The 18,905-nt window shown below is 68.5% G+C and carries 13 protein-coding genes and 1 tRNA gene; 1 reads left to right on the forward strand and 13 read right to left on the reverse strand.

Annotated elements, in window-relative coordinates:
* Positions 1–5: 5 nt before the first annotated feature.
* The 4 genes from rpsA to DCE93_RS07985 form a co-directional block, all read right to left on the reverse strand.
* The gene (gene rpsA / locus DCE93_RS07970; RefSeq protein ID WP_108595418.1) at positions 6–1,457 is read right to left on the reverse strand and encodes a 30S ribosomal protein S1; all 1,452 of its coding nucleotides are present in this window, start codon (positions 1,455–1,457) and stop codon (positions 6–8) included.
* Between the two features lie 198 nt (positions 1,458–1,655).
* A complete protein-coding gene (locus tag DCE93_RS07975) occupies positions 1,656–3,329 on the reverse strand; it encodes a DUF885 domain-containing protein (RefSeq protein WP_108595419.1) in 1,674 nt (557 codons plus the stop codon).
* A 9-nt stretch (positions 3,330–3,338) separates the two neighbouring features.
* Positions 3,339–6,038 carry a DNA polymerase I gene (gene polA, locus DCE93_RS07980; RefSeq protein ID WP_108595420.1) on the reverse strand — a complete coding sequence of 900 codons (2,700 nt, stop codon included), beginning with the start codon at positions 6,036–6,038 and terminating at the stop codon, positions 3,339–3,341.
* A 173-nt stretch (positions 6,039–6,211) separates the two neighbouring features.
* Positions 6,212–6,817 (reverse strand): ANTAR domain-containing response regulator, encoded by a 606-nt coding sequence (locus DCE93_RS07985; RefSeq protein ID WP_022892009.1) that lies wholly within the window; start codon positions 6,815–6,817, stop codon positions 6,212–6,214.
* Between the two features lie 36 nt (positions 6,818–6,853).
* Between DCE93_RS07985 and DCE93_RS07990 the strand changes: the two genes are divergently transcribed.
* A tRNA-Leu gene (locus DCE93_RS07990) sits at positions 6,854–6,939 on the forward strand.
* Positions 6,940–6,957: 18 nt separating this feature from the next.
* Here DCE93_RS07990 and DCE93_RS14570 read toward each other — a convergent pair.
* From DCE93_RS14570 to DCE93_RS08035, 9 genes are all read right to left on the reverse strand, one after another.
* Complete coding sequence (locus DCE93_RS14570; protein WP_168186187.1) at positions 6,958–7,131, reverse strand: SRPBCC family protein; 174 nt, start codon at positions 7,129–7,131, stop codon at positions 6,958–6,960.
* 59 nt (positions 7,132–7,190) lie between these two features.
* Positions 7,191–8,606 (reverse strand): pyruvate kinase, encoded by a 1,416-nt coding sequence (pyk, locus tag DCE93_RS08000; RefSeq protein ID WP_108595422.1) that lies wholly within the window; start codon positions 8,604–8,606, stop codon positions 7,191–7,193.
* 75 nt (positions 8,607–8,681) lie between these two features.
* Positions 8,682–10,139 (reverse strand): glutamate synthase subunit beta, encoded by a 1,458-nt coding sequence (locus DCE93_RS08005; RefSeq protein WP_108595423.1) that lies wholly within the window; start codon positions 10,137–10,139, stop codon positions 8,682–8,684.
* Positions 10,132–14,724, reverse strand: coding sequence for a glutamate synthase large subunit (gltB, locus tag DCE93_RS08010; RefSeq protein ID WP_108595424.1), 4,593 nt, complete (start codon positions 14,722–14,724; stop codon positions 10,132–10,134). The genes DCE93_RS08005 and gltB overlap by 8 nt, the downstream gene beginning before the upstream one ends.
* A 98-nt stretch (positions 14,725–14,822) precedes the next feature.
* The gene (lgt, locus tag DCE93_RS08015; protein ID WP_108595425.1) at positions 14,823–15,833 is read right to left on the reverse strand and encodes a prolipoprotein diacylglyceryl transferase; all 1,011 of its coding nucleotides are present in this window, start codon (positions 15,831–15,833) and stop codon (positions 14,823–14,825) included.
* 57 nt (positions 15,834–15,890) lie between these two features.
* Positions 15,891–16,676: a tryptophan synthase subunit alpha gene (gene trpA, locus DCE93_RS08020; RefSeq protein ID WP_108595426.1), complete on the reverse strand. Its 786-nt coding sequence runs from the start codon at positions 16,674–16,676 to the stop codon at positions 15,891–15,893.
* On the reverse strand, positions 16,673–17,881 hold the full coding sequence (trpB, locus tag DCE93_RS08025) for a tryptophan synthase subunit beta (protein ID WP_108595427.1): 1,209 nt from the start codon (positions 17,879–17,881) through the stop codon (positions 16,673–16,675). Before trpB ends, trpA begins: the two co-directional genes overlap by 4 nt.
* 1 nt (position 17,882) lies before the next feature.
* On the reverse strand, positions 17,883–18,656 hold the full coding sequence (gene trpC, locus DCE93_RS08030) for an indole-3-glycerol phosphate synthase TrpC (protein ID WP_108595428.1): 774 nt from the start codon (positions 18,654–18,656) through the stop codon (positions 17,883–17,885).
* The gene (locus tag DCE93_RS08035; RefSeq protein ID WP_108595429.1) at positions 18,656–18,886 is read right to left on the reverse strand and encodes a DUF6704 family protein; all 231 of its coding nucleotides are present in this window, start codon (positions 18,884–18,886) and stop codon (positions 18,656–18,658) included. Before DCE93_RS08035 ends, trpC begins: the two co-directional genes overlap by 1 nt.
* Positions 18,887–18,905: the final 19 nt, after the last annotated feature.

Genomic DNA, 18,905 nt, shown 5'->3' on the forward strand with positions numbered 1-18,905 from the left:
CGCGACTAGTTGTTGCTCGAGAGCTTCTCGCGCAGCGCCGCGAGCGACGCGTCGTCGGCGAGGGTGCCCGCGCCGGCCGAGTCGCTCGAGAACGATGCAGCGCTCGAGGTGAACGAGTCGTCGGCCACAGCAGCAGCGTTCGCCGCGGCGACCTGCTTCTTGTGGGCCTCCCAACGAGCCTGGGCGGCAGCGTAGTCCTGCTCCCACTTCTCGCGCTGGGCCTCGAAGCCCTCGCGCCACTCGTTGGTCTCGGAGTCGAAGCCCTCGGGGTACTTGTAGTTGCCCTGCTCGTCGTACTCGGTGAGCATGCCGTAGAGCGCCGGGTCGAACTCGGTGCCCTCGGGGTCGACGCCCTCGTTCGCCTGCTTCAGCGAGAGCGAGATGCGGCGACGCTCGAGGTCGATGTCGATGACCTTGACGAAGACCTCTTCGCCGACCGACACGACCTGCTCTGCGAGCTCGACGTGCTTGCCGGAGAGCTCGGAGATGTGGACGAGGCCCTCGATGCCGTCGGCGACGCGAACGAACGCACCGAACGGAACGAGCTTCGTGACCTTACCCGGGGCGACCTGACCGATCGCGTGGGTACGGGCGAAGACCTGCCACGGGTCCTCCTGCGTCGCCTTGAGCGACAGCGAGACGCGCTCGCGGTCGAGCTCGACGGAGAGCACCTCGACGGTGACCTCCTGGCCGACCTCGACGACCTCGCTGGCGTGCTCGATGTGCTTCCACGAGAGCTCGGAGACGTGGACGAGACCGTCGACGCCACCGAGGTCGACGAACGCACCGAAGTTGACGATCGACGAGATGACGCCCTTGCGGATCTGGCCCGGGTGGAGGTTCGCGAGGAACGTCGAACGCGACTCGGACTGCGTCTGCTCGAGGAGCGCGCGGCGCGAGAGCACGACGTTGTTGCGGTTCTTGTCGAGCTCGAGGATCTTCGCCTCGATCTCCTGGCCGAGGTACGGCGTGAGGTCGCGCACGCGGCGGAGCTCGATGAGCGACGCCGGGAGGAAGCCGCGCAGGCCGATGTCGACGATCAGGCCGCCCTTGACGACCTCGATGACCGAACCGGTCACGACGCCATCGGCTTCCTTGATCTTCTCCACGTCGCCCCAGGCACGCTCGTACTGAGCCCGCTTCTTCGACAGGATGAGGCGGCCTTCTTTGTCTTCCTTCTGGAGGACGAGGGCCTCGACGGTGTCGCCGACGCCGACGACCTCGCTGGGGTCGACATCGTGCTTGATCGAAAGCTCACGCGAGGGGATGACGCCCTCGGTCTTGTAGCCGACGTCGAGGAGCACCTCGTCGCGGTCGATCTTCACGACGGTGCCCTCGATGAGGTCGCCGTCGTTGAAGAACTTCAAAGTCTTCTCGACCGCGGCGAGGAAATCGTCAGCAGATCCGATGTCGTTGATCGCGACCTGCTTGGGTGCCTTGGTCGTTGCGGTTGTCATGTAGTGAATGCTCCGTAAAGGACAAAATCGAGCCCATCGCGCGGTAGAGCGTTGTGTTGGTTCCGCGATGGGCATGCGGACAGGGATGTCACACGAGTGACGATCCATCCTAACGGAAGCACTCCCCCGGCAGCAACCGGGCCCGTCATTGCTCCTGCGTCGTCGTTCGCACCGGCTCCGCCTTCTCCAGTTCAGGCGTCAGGCGAGCAGCGCCGAGCGCAGCGTGTCGAGCCCCACGCCGCCGAGTGCGAGCGACCGGCGGTGGAACTGGCGGATGTCGAACGCCGCGCCCTCACGGCGCGCCACCTCGTCGCGCAGCTGCTCCCACATGCGCTGGCCGACCTTGTACGACGGCGCCTGGCCGGGCCAGCCGAGGTAGCGATTCACCTCGAAGCGCACGAACCCCTCGTTCATGTTGACGTTCCGGCCGAGGAACTCGAAGGCGTACTCGCCCGTCCAGGCGCCCTCGCCGTCGGGCCGCTGCTTGCCGAGGTGCACGCCGATGTCGAGCACGACGCGGGCGGCGCGCATGCGCTGGCCGTCGAGCATGCCGAGCCGGTCGGCGGGGTCGTCGAGGTACCCGAGGCCCTGCATGAGCCGCTCGGCGTACAGCGCCCAGCCCTCGGCGTGGCCGGACGTGCCGGCGAGCTGTCGTCGCCACGTGTTCAGCTGGCCGCGGTTCACGACGGCCTGGCCGATCTGCAGGTGGTGCCCCGGCACGCCCTCGTGGTACACGGTCGTGAGCTCGCGCCAGGTGTCGAACTCGGTCACGCCCTCGGGCACCGACCACCACATGCGACCCGGGCGCGAGAAGTCGTCGCTCGGGCCCGTGTAGTAGATGCCGCCCTCCTGCGTCGGCGCGATCATGCACTCGAGCGTGCGGATCTCGGCCGGGATGTCGAACTGGGTGCCGGCGAGCTCGGCGACCGCCCGGTCGCTCGTCTCCTGCATCCAGCGCTGCAGCGCATCGGTGCCGTGCAGCTTGCGAGACGGGTCGTCGTCGAGGAAGGCGATGGCCTCGGCGACGGATGCCCCGGGCAGGATCTCGTTCGCGATCGACTCCTGCTCGGCGACCATGCGGGCGAGTTCCTCGATGCCCCACTCGTAGGTCTCGTCGAGGTCGATCTCGGCACCGAGGAAGTGACGCGATTGCAGGGCGTAGATCTCGCGACCGACCCCGTCGTGCTCGCCGGCGACCGGCTGGAGTTCGGTTTCGAGGAACTCGGCGAGACGCCCGTAGGCGGACGCCGCAGCGCCCGCGCCAGCGCCGAGGTGGCGTGTCAGCGAGCCGGGGAGTTCGGCTTCGCCCGCCCGTGCAGAGCCGGCGAACGTCGCGAAGAAGCCGTCGGGCTTCGCGATGCGCCGAGCCTGCGCGGCCACCGCTCGCACCTGGCGGACCGCGGGAACGATGCCCTGCCCGATGCCCGCACGCAGCGTTTCGACGTAGCCGTCGACGGCTGACGACACCGCCTCGAGGCGAGTCGCGATGCGCTCCCACTCCTCGGGCGCGTCGGTGGGCATGAGGTCGAACACCTCTCGGATGTCTTGCGCGGGGCTCGCGATGACGTTCAGGTCACGCAGGTGCAGGCCGGCGTCGTGCCGCTCGAGCTCGAGTTCGAGCTCGCTGCCGAGGTCGGCGACGGTGATGCGGTCGACATCGTCGACGGGCGTCGCCGAGCGAAGTGCGGTGAGCGTCTCGCGGGTGGCGGAGATGCTGCGCTCGTGACCTGCGGGCGAGTAGTCGGCGAGGCGGTCGTCGTGCGTCGTGCGCCCGATGTAGGTGCCCACCCCTGGGTTCAGCTCGACGAGCGTGTCGACCCACCCCTCTGCGATGCGATCGACGTCGGTCGGGGTGCGCTCACTCGATGCCATGCAGCGAGCCTAGTGCGCCGCGTCTTCCCAGTTGGCGCCGCGCCCGATCTGCACGTCGAGCGGCACGAGGAGCTCGGCGGCGTGCGCCATGCGGTCGCGCACGACCTCTTCGAGCACCTCGGACTCACCCTCGGCGACCTCGAAGATGAGCTCGTCGTGCACGGTCAGCAGCATGCGACTGCCGAGTCCGCGCTCGGCGAGATCGACCTCGACCCGCGACATCGCGATCTTGATGATGTCGGCGGCCGAGCCCTGGATGGGCGAGTTCAGTGCCGCGCGCTCGGCGTTCTCGCGGTGCACCCGGTTCGGGCTGTTGAGGTCTGGGAACGGACGCCGCCGGCCGAAGATCGTCTCGGTGTATCCGTCGATCTTGGCCTGCTCGACGACGCTGCGCAGGTAGTCGCGCACGGCTCCGAAGCGCTCGAAGTACTCCTTCATGAGCTGCGTCGCCTCGGCGCGATCGATGCGGAGCTGCTTCGAGAGCCCGAACGCGCTGAGTCCGTAGGCGAGGCCGTACGACATCGCCTTCACCTTGGTGCGCATCACCGGGGTGACGTCGCCCGGGTCGACGGAGAACACGCGCGCGCCGACGAAGCGGTGCAGGTCTTCACCCGCGTTGAACGCCTCGATGAGCCCTGGGTCACCCGAGAGGTGCGCCATGATGCGCATCTCGATCTGCGAGTAGTCGGCCGTGAGCAGCTCGGTGTACTCCGTACCGTGCCGGAACGCCTTGCGGATGCGTCGGCCGTCTTCGGTGCGGATCGGGATGTTCTGCAGGTTCGGATCGTTCGACGACATGCGACCGGTCGCGGCGCCGATCTGGCCGTAGCTCGTGTGGATGCGGCCGTCGTCGGCGATCGACTTGTCGAGGGACTCGACGATCTGGCGCAGCTTCGTGGCGTCGCGGTGCTCGAGCAGGTAGCCGAGGAACGGGTGCGGGTTCGACTCCTGGAGATCTGCCAGCGCGCTCGCATCGGTCGTGTAGCCCGTCTTCGTCGCCCGCGTCTTCGGCATGCCGAGCTGGTCGAACAACACCTCCTGCAGCTGCTTGGGCGAACCGAGGTTGACCTCGCGCCCGATCTCGGCGAAGGCCGCCTCGGCCAGGCCCGCGGCCCGCGCACCGAGTTCCGCCGAGAGTGCCGCGAGCTCGGTGTGGTCGACGCTCACCCCGCGCAGCTCCATCGCCGCGAGCACACGCACGAGCGGCATCTCGATGTCGGCGAGCAGCTGCCGTGAGGTCTCGGGAAGCGCCCGGAGCACGACGGGTGCGAGCCGAAGGGTGTACCAGGCGTACTCGGGTGCACCCGCGTCGGCGCCTTCTTCGGGCACGAGTTGGGCGGGGTCGGCCTGGGGAACGTTCTCGCCGAGGTATCGCTCGACGAGGTCGGCGAGCGTCTTCTCGGCGAGGATCGGCCGTACGAGCCACCCGGCGACGAGGGTGTCGACGACGAGCCCGTCGAAGGCGAGCCCCGAACGCATGAGCGCCTTCAGCTGCGGCTTCGCGTCGGTCATGATCTTCGGTGCATCGCTCGCGAGCCACGCCTCGAACGGCGCGTAGTCGGAACGCCCGGACTGCCACGACAGGTGCACGGTCTCGTCTGCGGTCGCGATGCCGGCGCCGATCACACGGCCGTCGAGCACTTCGAGGCTGAGCCCGAGCCCGGCCGGTTCGGCGGCGACGGCGCGTTCGAGCCAAGCGGCGAGTTCTTCGTCGAGCAATCGGCGCGAGGCCGGCGCGACGGGCGCGGGAGACGCATCCTCCGCCGGTGCCGCCGCGACCGCCGGGGTGCTGGAGGGGCTCGCGCTGCCATTCGCCTCGCCCGCGGCGATCTTCTTCATGCGTTCGAAAAGCGTGCGGAACTCGAGTCGCTCGAAGAGCGGCTGCACGGCCTCGATGTCGATCGGCTTCGCAGCGAGCTCGTCGAGCGACACGTCGAGTTCGACGTCGTCGACCAGCCGGTTGAGCCGACGGTTGCGAATCGCGTTCTCTTTCTCGTCGCGCAGGTTCTGCCCGACGACGCCCTTGATCTCGTCGGCGTGCTCGAGGATGCCGTCGAGGTCGCCGTAGAGACCGAGCCACTTGACCGCGGTCTTCTCTCCGACCTTCGTGATGCCGATGAGGTTGTCGCTCGATTCGCCGACGAGCGCCGCGACATCGGGGTACTGCTCGGGCCGGATGCCGTAGCGTTCCATGACCGCCGCCGTGTCGTATCGCTTCAACTGCGAGACGCCCTGCGTGTTCGGGTAGAGCAGCGTGACGTCGTCGTTGACGAGCTGAATGGTGTCGCGGTCGCCCGAGACGAGCAGCACCCGGTAGCCCTCTGCCCGCCCACGCGCCGCGAGCGTCGCGAGGATGTCGTCGGCCTCGTAGTCCTCTTTCTCGAGGGTGCGCACGCCCATCGCCTTCAGGGCGTCTTGCAGCAGCGGCACCTGCCCCTTGAACTCGACCGGCGTCTCACCGCGGGTGCCCTTGTACTCGGGGTACTCCCGCGTGCGGAACGAGAAGCGCGAGATGTCGAACGCGACGGCGATGTGCGTCGGCTTCTCGTTCTGCAGGAGCAGGAGCAGCATCGACAGGAAGCCGTGGATGGCGTTCGTGTGCTGTCCGTCACGGGTGGTGAAGCTGTCGACCGGGAGGGCGTAGAAGGCCCGGAAGGCCAACGAATGGCCGTCGACGACGAGGAGGGTGGGCTTTTCTGCGTCCGACACCCCCCAAGACTACAAGCGGCCGACCACACTCCCCGACGGCCCGTTTCGAGGGCGGGCACGACCCCCGCGGGCGGTCCGATCGAGTCCGTGCAGGCGCGCATTCCGCGACGGGAAACGGCGGATGCCGCGGCGACACGTGTCGCCGCGGCATCCGCCGTTTCTGAGAGCTGTTCTTACTTCTTCGCCGCGAGCTGTTCGATGATCGCCTGCGAAACGTCTTTCATGGTGAGGCGTCGGTCCATCGACGCCTTCTGGATCCAGCGGAACGCCTCGGGCTCCGACAGGCCCATCTTCTCGTTGAGGAGGCCCTTCGCCCGATCGACGAGCTTGCGGGTCTCGAAGCGCTCGACGAGGTCGCCGACCTCGGCCTCGAGCGCGATGATCTGCGCGTGCCGGGCCAGGGCGATCTCGATCGCGGGCAGCAGGTCGTTGGGCGTGAACGGCTTCACGACGTAGGCCAGTGCGCCCGCCTCGCTGGCGCGCTCGACGAGCTCCTTCTGGCTGAACGCCGTGAGGAGCACGACCGGGGCGATGTGCCCCTTCGAGAGTCGCTCGGCCGCCGAGATGCCGTCGAGCTGGGGCATCTTGACGTCCATGATGACGAGATCGGGCCGAAGCTCGGTGGCGAGTGCCACTGCGGTCTCGCCGTCACCTGCTTCACCGACGACCTCGAAGCCGTTGTCGCGCAAGATCTCGACGATGTCGAGGCGGATGAGCGACTCATCTTCCGCCACGACCACGCGGCGCGGTGCCGGCTGGGTTGATTCCGTGTCTGTCACGCACCAAAGCCTACGGTATTCTGGGCGAGGCCTCTGGCCGGTGTGGCGGAATGGCAGACGCGGAGCACTCAAAATGCTTTGCCCGAAAGGGCGTGTGGGTTCGACCCCCACCACCGGCACCAGTTCGCCTGTTCGCGACCTCACTCGGGCGACGATGCGGCGAGGTATTCGTTGCGGCGCTCGATGAGACGGTGCAGATACGGGCCGATCACGAGCTCGGCGATGACTCCCAGCGGCCCGAACGGCGCGGCGAAGGACACGCGATCGATCATGAGGGTGCCGGCACCGGATGCCGCGGCATCCGGTGCATGCATGCCGCCACGCACGCAGAAGGAGCCGGCCCGAACGGACCGGCTCCCTCACGAGCTGACGGCTAGAGCACCTCGCCGACGACGTGCACGCGCACGTCGTTCGTGGTGCCGGGGATTCCGGGAGGGGAACCCGAGATGATGATGACCTTCTCGCCGTTCTCGGCCTTGCCGGTCGTGACGAGCACCTCGTCGACCTGGCCGACCATCTGGTCGGTGTGTGTGACTCGGGCGACGACGTACGACTCGACGCCCCAGTTGAGCGCCAGACGACGACGGATCGCGGGGTCGGGCGTGAACGCGATGATCGGGATCTTGGAGCGGAGGCGCGTCATGCGGCGCACCGACTCCCCCGACTCGGTGAAGACGCACAGGTATTTCGCCTCGACGAAGTCGGCGACCTCGACGGCTGCTGCCGTGATCGCACCGGCCTGCGTGCGGGGCTTGGTACCGAGCGGCGCGATGCGGTCGAGCCCGTGCTGCTCGGTCGACTCCACGATCCGCGCCATCGTCTGCACGGTGATGACGGGGTACTCCCCGACGCTCGTCTCGCCCGAGAGCATGACGGCGTCCGCACCGTCGAGCACGGCGTTCGCGACATCCGAGGTCTCGGCACGGGTCGGCACCGGGCTGTGGATCATCGACTCGAGCATCTGCGTCGCGACGATCACGGGCTTGGCGAGACGACGGGCGATCTCGACCGCGCGCTTCTGCACGATCGGCACCGCCTCGAGGGGAAGCTCGACGCCGAGGTCGCCGCGCGCGACCATGATCGCGTCGAAGGCCTCGGTGATCTCTTCGAGCGCGTCGACCGCCTGGGGCTTCTCGATCTTCGCGACGACCGGCACCCGGCGGCCCACTTCGTCCATGATCTCGTGCACGCGGGTGATGTCGGAGGCGTTGCGCACGAAGGAGAGCGCGATGAGGTCGGCGCCGAGCTCGAGGCCCCAGCGCAGGTCGGCCTCGTCCTTCGCCGAGAGGGCAGGCACGTTCACCGCGACGCCCGGCAGGTTGATGCCCTTGTTGTTCGACACCGGACCGGCGACGATGACGCGGGTGGTGACGACCGTGCCGTCGGTCTCGACGACCTCGACGCGCACCTTTCCGTCGTCGATCAGCAGGAAGTCGCCCGGCTTCACGTCGTCGGGCAGGCCCTTGAAGGTCGTGCTGACGAGCTCCTTCGTGCCCACGACGTCTTCGGTCGTGATCTTGAAGATGTCGCCTTCAGCGAGCTCGTGGGGGCCGTCGGCGAACTTGCCGAGCCGGATCTTCGGCCCTTGCAGGTCGACGAGCACGGCGATCGCACGACCGGAGTCGTTGGCCGCCTTCCGCACGTTCTGGTAGACGCCCTCGTGCACGTCGTAGCTTCCGTGACTGAGGTTCATCCGTGCGACGTCGATGCCAGCATCGATGATCGCCCGGATCTGTTCGTAGCTCGATGTCGCCGGCCCGAGGGTGGCGACGATCTTCGCTCGTCTCATGTGGTGTGTGCTCCCGATTTTCCGCGCCTCAGCGCTTGCGTGGTGGTCGAAGCGCGCCGCTCGGCGCGCCATGGGTCAAATGGAGAACGCGTGCGCAGTCGATGGGATCGGCGCTGGCAGCAGTGTCTCGCCTTCAAGGTAGCGGTCGACGGCGGATGCCGCGGCACGTCCTTCGGCGATCGCCCAGACGATGAGCGACTGGCCGCGGCCGGCGTCACCGGCGACGAAGACGCCCTGGTGAGCCGTTGCGTAGTCGGCCTCGCGAGCGAGGTTGCCGCGGTCGGTGACCGGCAGTTGCAGCTGCTCGTCGAGCGAGTCGGTCTCGGGTCCGGTGAATCCGAGCGCGAGCAGCACGAGGTCTGCGGGGATCTCCCGTTCGGTGCCGGCCTTCGGCACTCGACGGCCTGCGAGGTACTCGGTCTCTGCGACGCGGATGGCGCGCACCTCGCCGGCCTCGTTCGCGAGGAACTCCACCGTCGAGGCGAGGAACTGACGGTTGCCGCCCTCTTCGTGCGCACTCTGCACCTCGAACAGCGTCGGGTGCATCGGCCACGGCTGGTGTTCGGGCCGGTTCGCGCTCGGCTCCTTGCCGATCGCCAGGTTCGTGACCGACAGCGCACCCTGGCGGTGGGCCGTGCCGATGCAGTCTGCGCCGGTGTCGCCGCCACCGAGGACGACGACGTGCTTGCCCTCGGCCGTGATCTGGTCGAACACCTGGTCACCGGCGAGGTGGCGGTTCGACTGGGTCAGGTAGTCCATGGCGAAGTGCACGCCGGGAAGGTCGCGGCCGGGAATGGGCAGGTCCCGGGGCACGATCGCACCGGTGGCGATGACGACGGCGTCGTAGCGCTCGCGGAGTTGGCCCCACGTGAGGTCGACGCCGATGTTCACGCCGGCACGGAAGCGGGTGCCCTCGGCGGTCATCTGCGCGAGTCGCTGGTCGAGGTGCTTCTTCTCCATCTTGAAGTCGGGGATGCCGTATCGCAGCAGCCCGCCGATGCGGTCGTCGCGCTCGAAGACGGCCACCGTGTGACCGGCCCGCGTGAGCTGCTGCGCCGCGGCGAGGCCGGCCGGGCCGGAGCCCACCACCGCGACGGTCTTGCCCGTCAGGCGTCCGGGCGGCTGCGGCTGCACCCAGCCGTTGCCGAAGGCCTGGTCGATGATCGAGACCTCGACCTGCTTGATGGTCACGGCCGGCTGGTTGATGCCGAGCACGCACGCCGATTCGCACGGCGCCGGGCACAGTCGCCCGGTGAACTCGGGGAAGTTGTTCGTGGCGTGGAGGCGTTCCGCCGCCGCTCGGCCTTCGCCGCGGTACATGAGGTCGTTCCATTCGGGGATGAGGTTGCCGAGTGGGCAGCCCTGGTGGCAGAACGGGATGCCGCAGTCCATGCACCGGCCGGCCTGACGGCGGAGCTGCGCGGGGTCGCCCTGTTCGTAGACCTCCTTGAAGTCCATGATCCGCACCGGAACGGGCCGCCGCTTGGGCAGCTCGCGCTCGGTCACCTTCAGAAAGCCCTTGGGGTCAGCCATTCGTCACCTCGAGAATACGAGTCCAGACCACGTCGCCGTCGGGGTCGAGCCCCTCGTCGACGGCGCTCTGGCGGGTGCGGAGCACTGCGGCGTAGTCACGCGGCAGCACCTTGGTGAAACGGTCGAACGCGTCGTCGCCGGCCGCGAGGAGTGCCGCAGCGACCGCGGAATCGGTGTTCGCGACGTGCTGTTCGAGCAGGTCGCGCACGATCTCGCGGTCGGCGCTGCCGAGTGGGAGCAGCTGGAGTTCGCCGGTCGTGAGCGATTCCCGGTTCACCCGGCCCTCGCGCAGGCCCAGCACGTAGGCGGTGCCGCCCGACATGCCGGCGCCGAGGTTTCGCCCGGTCTCCCCGAGAATGAGCGCGAGTCCTCCGGTCATGTACTCGAGTGCGTGATCGCCCACGCCCTCGACGACCGCGGTCGCGCCCGAGTTGCGCACGAGGAACCGCTCGCCCACGATGCCGCGGATGAACATGCTGCCCTGCGTCGCGCCATAGCCGATGACGTTGCCGGCGATCACATTGCCTTCGGCGACGAAGCCGCTGTCGCGCGGCGGGCGAACCACGATCTGCCCGCCCGAGAGCCCCTTGCCGACGTAGTCGTTCGAGTCGCCCTCGAGCCGAAGCGTGATGCCGCTCGGCAGGAACGCGCCGAGCGACTGGCCGGCCGACCCGGTCAGGGTGACGTCGATCGAGCCCGCGGGCAATCCGTGCTCGCCGCGGCGCACCGTGACCTGGTGGCCGAGCATGGTGCCGACCGCCCGCTCGGTGTTGCGGATCGGCAAGGCGATCTCGATGCTGCCGCCCTGTTCCAGCACGAGCTTGCTGCGGCGGATGAGCTCGTTGTCGAAGTGCTCGTCGAGCTCGTGGTCCTGGCCGCGCGCATTTCGGCGCGGCTCGGCCTCGGAGAAGTCGGGTCCGACGAGCACCGGAGTCAGATCGAGTCCCGATGCCTTCCAGTGGTGGAGGGCACGGTCGATGTCGAGCAGCTCGCGCCGGCCGACGATCTCGTCGATCGAGCGGTAGCCGAGCGCCGCGAGGTACTCGCGCACCTCCTGCGCGATGAACTCGAAGAAGTTGACGACGAACTCGGGTTCGCCGGTGAAGCGCTTGCGCAGCTCCGGGTTCTGCGTGGCGACGCCCACCGGGCAGGTGTCGAGGTGGCAGACGCGCATCATGACGCACCCCTGCACGACGAGCGGCGCCGTGGCGAAACCGAACTCCTCGGCACCCAGCAGCGCGCCGATCACGACGTCGCGGCCGGTCTTCAGCTGTCCGTCGACCTGCACGACGACGCGGTCGCGCATGCCGTTCAGCATGAGCGTCTGCTGGGTCTCGGCGAGGCCGAGCTCCCACGGCGTGCCCGCGTGCTTGAGCGAGTTCAACGGACTCGCTCCGGTGCCGCCGTCGTGGCCAGAGACGAGGATGACGTCGGCGAGGGCCTTGGCCGTGCCGGCGGCGACCGCGCCGATGCCCGACTGGCTCACGAGCTTCACGTGCACGCGGGCCTTCGGGTTGGCCCGCTTCAGGTCGAAGATGAGCTGCTTCAGGTCTTCGATCGAGTAGATGTCGTGATGCGGCGGCGGGGAGATGAGGCCGACGCCCGCAGTCGCGTGCCGGGTGCGGGCGACCCACGGGTACACCTTCGTCGGCGGCAACTGACCGCCCTCGCCGGGCTTGGCACCCTGTGCGAGCTTGATCTGGATGTCGTCGGCGTGCGTGAGGTACATGCTCGTGACGCCGAATCGGCCCGAGGCGACCTGCTTGATCGCGCTGCGACGCTCGGGGTCGAGCAGCCGGTCGAGGTCTTCGCCGCCCTCACCGGTGTTGGACTTCGCGCCCAACCGGTTCATGGCGATCGCGAGCGACTCGTGCGCCTCCTTCGAGATCGAGCCGTAGCTCATCGCGCCGGTCGAGAAGCGCTTCACGATCGACTCGACCGATTCGACCTCGTCGATCGGCACTGCCGGGCGGGTGCCGGTGCGCAGGGCGAACATGCCGCGGAGCGTCATGAGTTCTTCGGCTTGCGAGTCGACGAGCGCGGTGTACTCGCGGAACACGTCGTAGCGACGGTTCCTCGTGGAGTGCTGCAGTCGGAACACGGTCTCGGGGTTGAAGAGGTGAGGCGAACCGTCGCGGCGCCACTGGTACTCGCCGCCGGTGCCCAAGCGCTCGTGAGCGCGCACTGCGACGTCTTGCGGGTAGGCCTGCGTGTGGCGTTCGAGGTTCTCGGCCGCGATCACGTCGATGCCGACACCACCGAGCTTCGACGTCGTGCCGGTGAAGAACTCGTCGATGAACGTCTGTGCGAGGCCGATCGCCTCGAAGGCCTGCGCACCGGCGTACGACGAGATCGTCGAGATGCCCATCTTCGACATGATCTTGAGCACGCCCTTGCCGAGCGCCTTGATGACGTTGTGCACGGCCGCTTCAGGCGTGATGCCCGTGATCACTCCGGAGCGCACGAGGTCTTCGCACGTCTCCATCGCGAGATACGGGTTCACGGCGGATGCCCCGTAGCCGACGAGCAGCGCGATGTGATGCACTTCGCGCACATCGCCGGCTTCGACGATGAGGGCGACCTTCATGCGGTTCTCGGAGCGGATGAGGTGGTGGTGCACCGCGGAGAGCATGAGGAGCGACGGGATGGGCGCGAGGTCCTTGTTGGAATCGCGGTCGCTCAGCACGATGAACGCCGCGCCGGCCTCGATCGCCTCGTCGACCTCGGCGCAGATCGCCGTGAGGCGGTTGCGCAGGGCGTCGGCGCCATCGTCGAAGCGGTAGAGGCCCCGCACGGTGACGGTGGTGCGGCGCCCCGGCGTCGGATCGATGTGCACGATCTTCGCGAGCTCGTCGTTGTCGATCACGGGGAACGTCAGCGAGACCTGGCGCGCGTGCTCGGGCCCGGCGTCGAGCAGGTTGCGTTCGGGGCCGAGCGAGGTGCCGAGCGAGGTGACGACCGATTCGCGGATCGAATCGAGCGGGGGGTTGGTGACCTGGGCGAACTGCTGGGTGAAGTAGTCGAACAGCAGCCGCGGGCGCTTCGACAGCACGGCGATCGGCGTGTCGGAGCCCATGGCGCCGAGCGGCTCCTGCCCGGCGCGAGCCATGGGCGCGAGCAGGATCTTCAGCTCCTCCTCGGTGTAGCCGAAGGTGCGCTGGCGACGGTTGACCGAGGCCGGCGGGTGCACGATGTGCTCGCGCTCGGGCAGATCGGCCAGTTGGATGCGGCCCTGCTCGAGCCACTCGCCCCATGGCTCGGATGCCGCGAGCTCCGCCTTGATCTCGTCGTCTTCGATGAGGCGGCCCGCCTCGGTGTCGACGAGGAACATGCGGCCCGGCTGGAGCCGCCCCTTGCGCACGATGCGGCTCTGCTCGATGTCGAGCACGCCGATCTCGCTCGCGAGCACGACGAGGCCGTCGTCGGTCACGACGTAACGGCCGGGGCGGAGCCCGTTGCGGTCGAGGGTCGCGCCGACGAGGGTGCCGTCGGTGAAGACGATCGCCGCGGGGCCGTCCCACGGCTCCATGAGCATCGAGTGGTACTCGTAGAACGCACGTCGCTCTGGGTCGATCTCGCTCTGGTTCTCCCACGCCTCGGGAACCATCATCATGACGGCGTGCGGGAGGCTCCGACCGGCGAGTGTGAGCAGCTCGACGACCTCGTCGAACGAGGCCGAGTCGCTCGCACCGGGCGTGACGATCGGCAGGATGGGTGCGAGATCGCCGAGCAGCTCGGACTCGAGCTGCGACTGTCGCGCACGCATCCAGTTGCGGTTGCCCTGGATGGTGTTGATCTCGCCGTTGTGCGCGATCATGCGGAACGGCTGCGCGAGCGGCCACGACGGGAACGTGTTCGTCGAGTACCGCGAGTGCACGAGTGCGAGCTTCGACGCGAAGCGCTCGTCGGAGAGATCGGGGTAGAACGGCTCGAGCTGCAGCGTCGTGACCATGCCCTTGTAGACGATGGTGCGGCTGGAGAGCGAGGCGAAGTACAGCTCGAGCTCTCGTTCGGCACGCTTGCGCAGCCGGAACGTGAGCCGGTCGAGTTCGATGCCCGACACCGTTGCGCCGTTCGACGACGTCGCCACGGCCTGCACGAAGAGCTGCTGCACGACCGGCATGGCCGCACGGGCGAGCGTGCCCAGCTCATCGGGACGCACGGGCACCTCCCGCCATCCGATGACCGCGAGGCCTTCGGATGCTGCGAGCTCGACCAGCGCCTGCTTGACCCGGCTGCGCGACGTGGGGTCGACGGGAAGGAACGCGTTGCCGACGGCGTAGCTGCCCACTGCCGGCAGGGAGAACGTGGTCACCGCACGCAGGAAGGCATCGGGAATCTGCGTCACGATGCCCGCGCCGTCACCCGTTCCGGCGTCGGAGCCGACCGCACCGCGGTGCTCGAGGTTCCGGAGCGCGTCGAGCGCCGCCGTGATGATGTCGTGCCCGGCGGTACCGCGCAGGGTGGCGACCATCGCGAGGCCGCAGGCGTCCCGCTCGGCGGCAGGGTCGTACATGCCCTGGACAGCCGGAACGGTACCGAACCTCGAGAAGGGTGGGGTGAGCGACACGTGAACCGTCCTCATCAACTAAGTGTGCAGCGGGGGACGTCGTCGGCCCATCAAGGGGGATGTCGCGGCGCGTGGTGCGGCGTCGCTTCGGAGAACGTGGCGTTGGGGCGTACCTACTCTGAGGTGGATCGGCTGGGGCTTGTGGCCGCCGTCGCGCCCGGTTCGCTCTCGCCCTCGACATCGTCGTCGAGAGAGTCGGAGTCGGACTCGGTGTCTTCGGAGTCTACCTCAGCATCGGGAGCACTCCACTCACGTCCAGGCACGTACGGGCTCGGCTCGTCACCGGTGTGCCTGCGGCGCTGCACGAGGATCAGCACGATGCCGATGACGATCGCGGCGAAGGACGCCCAGACGTTCACCCGGATGCCGAAGAGCATCTCGCTCGGGTCGAGGCGGATGGACTCGAAGAACGCGCGGCCCGCGCCGTACCAGATGAGGTACACGCCGAAGGCCTTGCCCCAGCGCAGGTTGAACCTGCGCTCGAGCAGGACGATGACGGCGGCACCCGCGAGGTTCCAGACGAGTTCGTAGAGGAACGTCGGGTGGAAGAGGGTGCCCTCGGCCAGGCCGGCCGGGAAGGCCGGGTTGGCGGAGGAGATCTCGAGGCCCCACGGCAGATCGGTCGGCGAGCCGAAGAGCTCGTGATTGAACCAGTTGCCGAGTCGGCCCACCGCCTGCGCCACGAGCAGGCCGGGAGCGAGCGCGTCGGCGAACGACCAGAAGCGGATGCCGGTGAACCGGCAGCCGATGATCACACCCACCGCGCCGCCGAGCAGGGCGCCGTAGATCGCGTTGCCGCCCTCCCAGATGTTCCAGATGGCGCCGGGTTCCAAGGGGTTCCAGACGTTCGCACCCTCGAAGAAGTAGTCGTCGGGGTGGGTGAACACATGGTAGAACCGGGCACCGATGATGCCGAGCGGCACCGCCCACAGGGCGATGTCGAGCACGATGCCGGGCTCGGCGCCGCGCTTAGTGAGCCGGCGCGAGGTGATGATGACGGCGAGGATGATGCCGACGAGGATGCAGAGGGCGTACATCTGGATCGACAGGATGCCCCACGGAACCGGGATCTCGAGGGTGCGCCACGCGGGGTCGGGGCTCGGAATGCTGAACGGTGCGATCACGCCGGCTTGTGCCTTTCCTCAGATGCGTCGGCCGCGGACGGCCTCAATGAGCGTACTTCACTCGGCGCTGGTGCCGCGCGCGAGTTCGGTCGCGAGCTCGCCCACTGCGGCGACACCGCCGTTCGCGAGCGCGTTGACGAGGGCTGAGCCGACGATGGCACCCTCGGCGTACTCGAGCACCTCGGCGACCTGCGCGGCCGTCGAGATGCCGAGCCCGACGCAGCTGGCGGGTGCGCCCGCCGCGGAGAGCCGCTCGACGAGCGTGCGCGCGGCCTGGTCGACGTCGCTGCGGGCGCCTGTGATGCCCATGGTCGAGACGGCGTAGACGAAGCCGCGACTCGCCTCGACGGCCTGGCGGATGCGTGCATCGCTCGACGTCGGCGCGGCGAGGAAGACCCGGTCGAGGCCTGTGCGCTCGGATGCCGCGATCCACTCGGCGCCCTCATCGGGAATCAGGTCGGGGGTGATGAGCCCCGCTCCCCCGGCCGCGGCGAGATCGTCGGCGAACCGGTCGACGCCGTACTGCACGACGGGATTCCAGTAGGTCATGATCAGCACCGGGGCATCCACCCGTTCGGTGATGCGCCGCACCGCCTCGAAACCGTCGGCGATCCGGAAGCCGTTCGCGAGGGCTTGCTGGGTGGCCGCCTGGATCACGGGTCCATCCATGACCGGGTCGGAATACGGAAGACCGAGTTCGATCACGTCGACGCCGTGCTCGACGATGGCGACGGCCGCCTCGATGCTCTCGTCGAACGTCGGGAACCCGACCGGGAGGTAGCCGATGAGGGCCCCGTTGACCTCGTCGTTGCGTCGGCGAATGACGGGACCAACGGTGTTCATTCGGCGTTCTCCTGGTCGTAGAGCTCGAAGTAGCGTGCGGCCGTGTCCATGTCTTTGTCGCCGCGACCCGACAGGCTCACGAGGATCGTCGCACCGGGGCCGAGCTCACGGCCGAGTTCGAGCGTGCCGGCCAGGGCATGCGCCGACTCGATCGCCGGGATGATGCCCTCGGTGCGGGTGAGCAGGCGCAGCGCCTCCATCGCGGCGGCATCGGTGACCGGACGGTAGTTCGCGCGGCCCATCGCGGCAAGCCAGGAATGCTCGGGACCGACGCCCGGGTAGTCGAGGCCGGCCGAGATCGAGTGCGACTCGATCGTCTGGCCGTCGTCGTCTTGCAGCATGTAGCTGCGAGCACCGTGGAGCACGCCGGGGCGGCCCTTCGTGATGGTCGCGGCGTGCCGCTCGGTCTCGGCGCCGTCGCCACCCGCCTCGTAACCGTAGAGCGCGACGTCGACGTCGTCGAGGAAGGCGTGGAAGATGCCGATCGCGTTCGAACCGCCGCCCACGCACGCGGTGACCGCGGTCGGCAGTGCGCCCGTGAGATCGAGCACCTGCTGGCGCGCCTCTTCGCCGATCATCTTCTGGAAGTCGCGCACCATCTCGGGGAAGGGGTGCGGCCCGGCGACCGTGCCGAAGATGTAGTTGGTCGTCTCGACGTTGGTCACCCAGTCGCGCAACGCGTCGTTGATCGCGTCCTTCAGGGTGCGCGAGCCCGCCGTCACCGCGATGACCTCGGCGCCCAGCAGCCGCATGCGCGCGACATTGAGCGCCTGTCGCTCGGTGTCGACCTCGCCCATGTAGATGACGCAGTCGAGCCCGAAGAGCGCTGCGGCGGTCGCCGTGGCCACGCCGTGCTGGCCGGCGCCCGTCTCGGCGATCACCCGCGACTTGCCGATGCGCTTCGTGAGGAGCGCCTGGCCGAGCGCGTTGTTGATCTTGTGCGAACCCGTGTGGTTGAGGTCTTCGCGCTTGAGGATGACCCGGGCGCCACCCGCGTGCGCGGCGAAGCGCGGCACCTCGGTGATGATCGACGGTCGCCCGGTGTAGCTGCGACCGAGCTCGGCGAGTTCTGCGCCGAACGCCGGATCGAGCTTCGCGAGGTCGTAGGCCTCACCGAGCTCATCGAGGGCGGCGACGAGGGACTCGGGCACGAAGCGCCCGCCGAAGTCGCCGAAGTACGGACCGGTCTGCGCTCTGAGCGCCATGTCACACCGCCAGGAAGGTTGAGAGATTGGCAATCGGGTCGCCGCCTGTGACGAGCGCCTCTCCGACGAGCACGACGTCGGCGCCCGAAGAGCGGTAGTGCACGACATCCGCCACCGACAGCACGGCGGACTCCGCAACGCGGATGGCGCCCTCGGGGAACAGTGGGGCGAGTCGACCGAAGAGGTCGCGGTCGAGTTCGAACGTCGAGAGGTCGCGGGCGTTCACGCCGATGAGACGGGCACCGAGCGCTGCCGCGCGCTCGAGCTCGTCGGCGGCGTGGGTCTCGATGAGGGGCGTCATGCCGAGCTCGACGATGAGGTCGTAGAGCTCGCGGAGCGTCGGATCGTCGAGTGCAGCGACGATCAACAGCACGAGGTCTGCGCCTGCCGCTCGTGCCTCGAACACCTGGTACGGCGTCGCGATGAAGTCCTTGCGAAGCACCGGCAGCGCCACGGCCTGCCGTACGGCCTCGAGATCGGCGAGCGAGCCGCCGAACTTGCGACCCTCGGTGAGCACGCTGATGGCGCTCGCGCCGCCGAGCTCGTAGCGGCGTGCCAGGGCGGCGGGGTCTTCGATCGACGCGAGCGCGCCTCGCGAAGGACTCGAGCGCTTGATCTCGGCGATGACCTTCACACGCGAGCCGGGCCGCAGCGCCTCGATCGCATCGAGCGCGGCCGGGCGGGCGAGCGCGGCCGCCTCGACCTCGGCCAGCGGTGCGCTCTCGCGGCGCGACAGTGCGTCGGCGACCGCGTTGGCCGTCAACTCGGCGAGCACTAGTGCGCCTTTTCGGTGACCTTCGAGCCGCCGACGCCGTAGCCGGCCCGGGCGAGGACCCAACCGACGAGGAGGCCGACGACGACGAGCCCTGCCGATGCCCAGACGAGCCACTGCACGTCGAAGAAGAAGGCGACGGTGCCGATCGTGATCGCGATGAGCATGATCGTGACGGAGGTCCATGCCGCGGGCGAGTGTCCGTGGCCGGGATCTGCGGTCTCAATGCTCATGATGCTCCTTCGTGCGGGG

It is taken from the genome of Agromyces badenianii (assembly GCF_003070885.1).
Classification (GTDB): domain Bacteria; phylum Actinomycetota; class Actinomycetes; order Actinomycetales; family Microbacteriaceae; genus Agromyces; species Agromyces badenianii.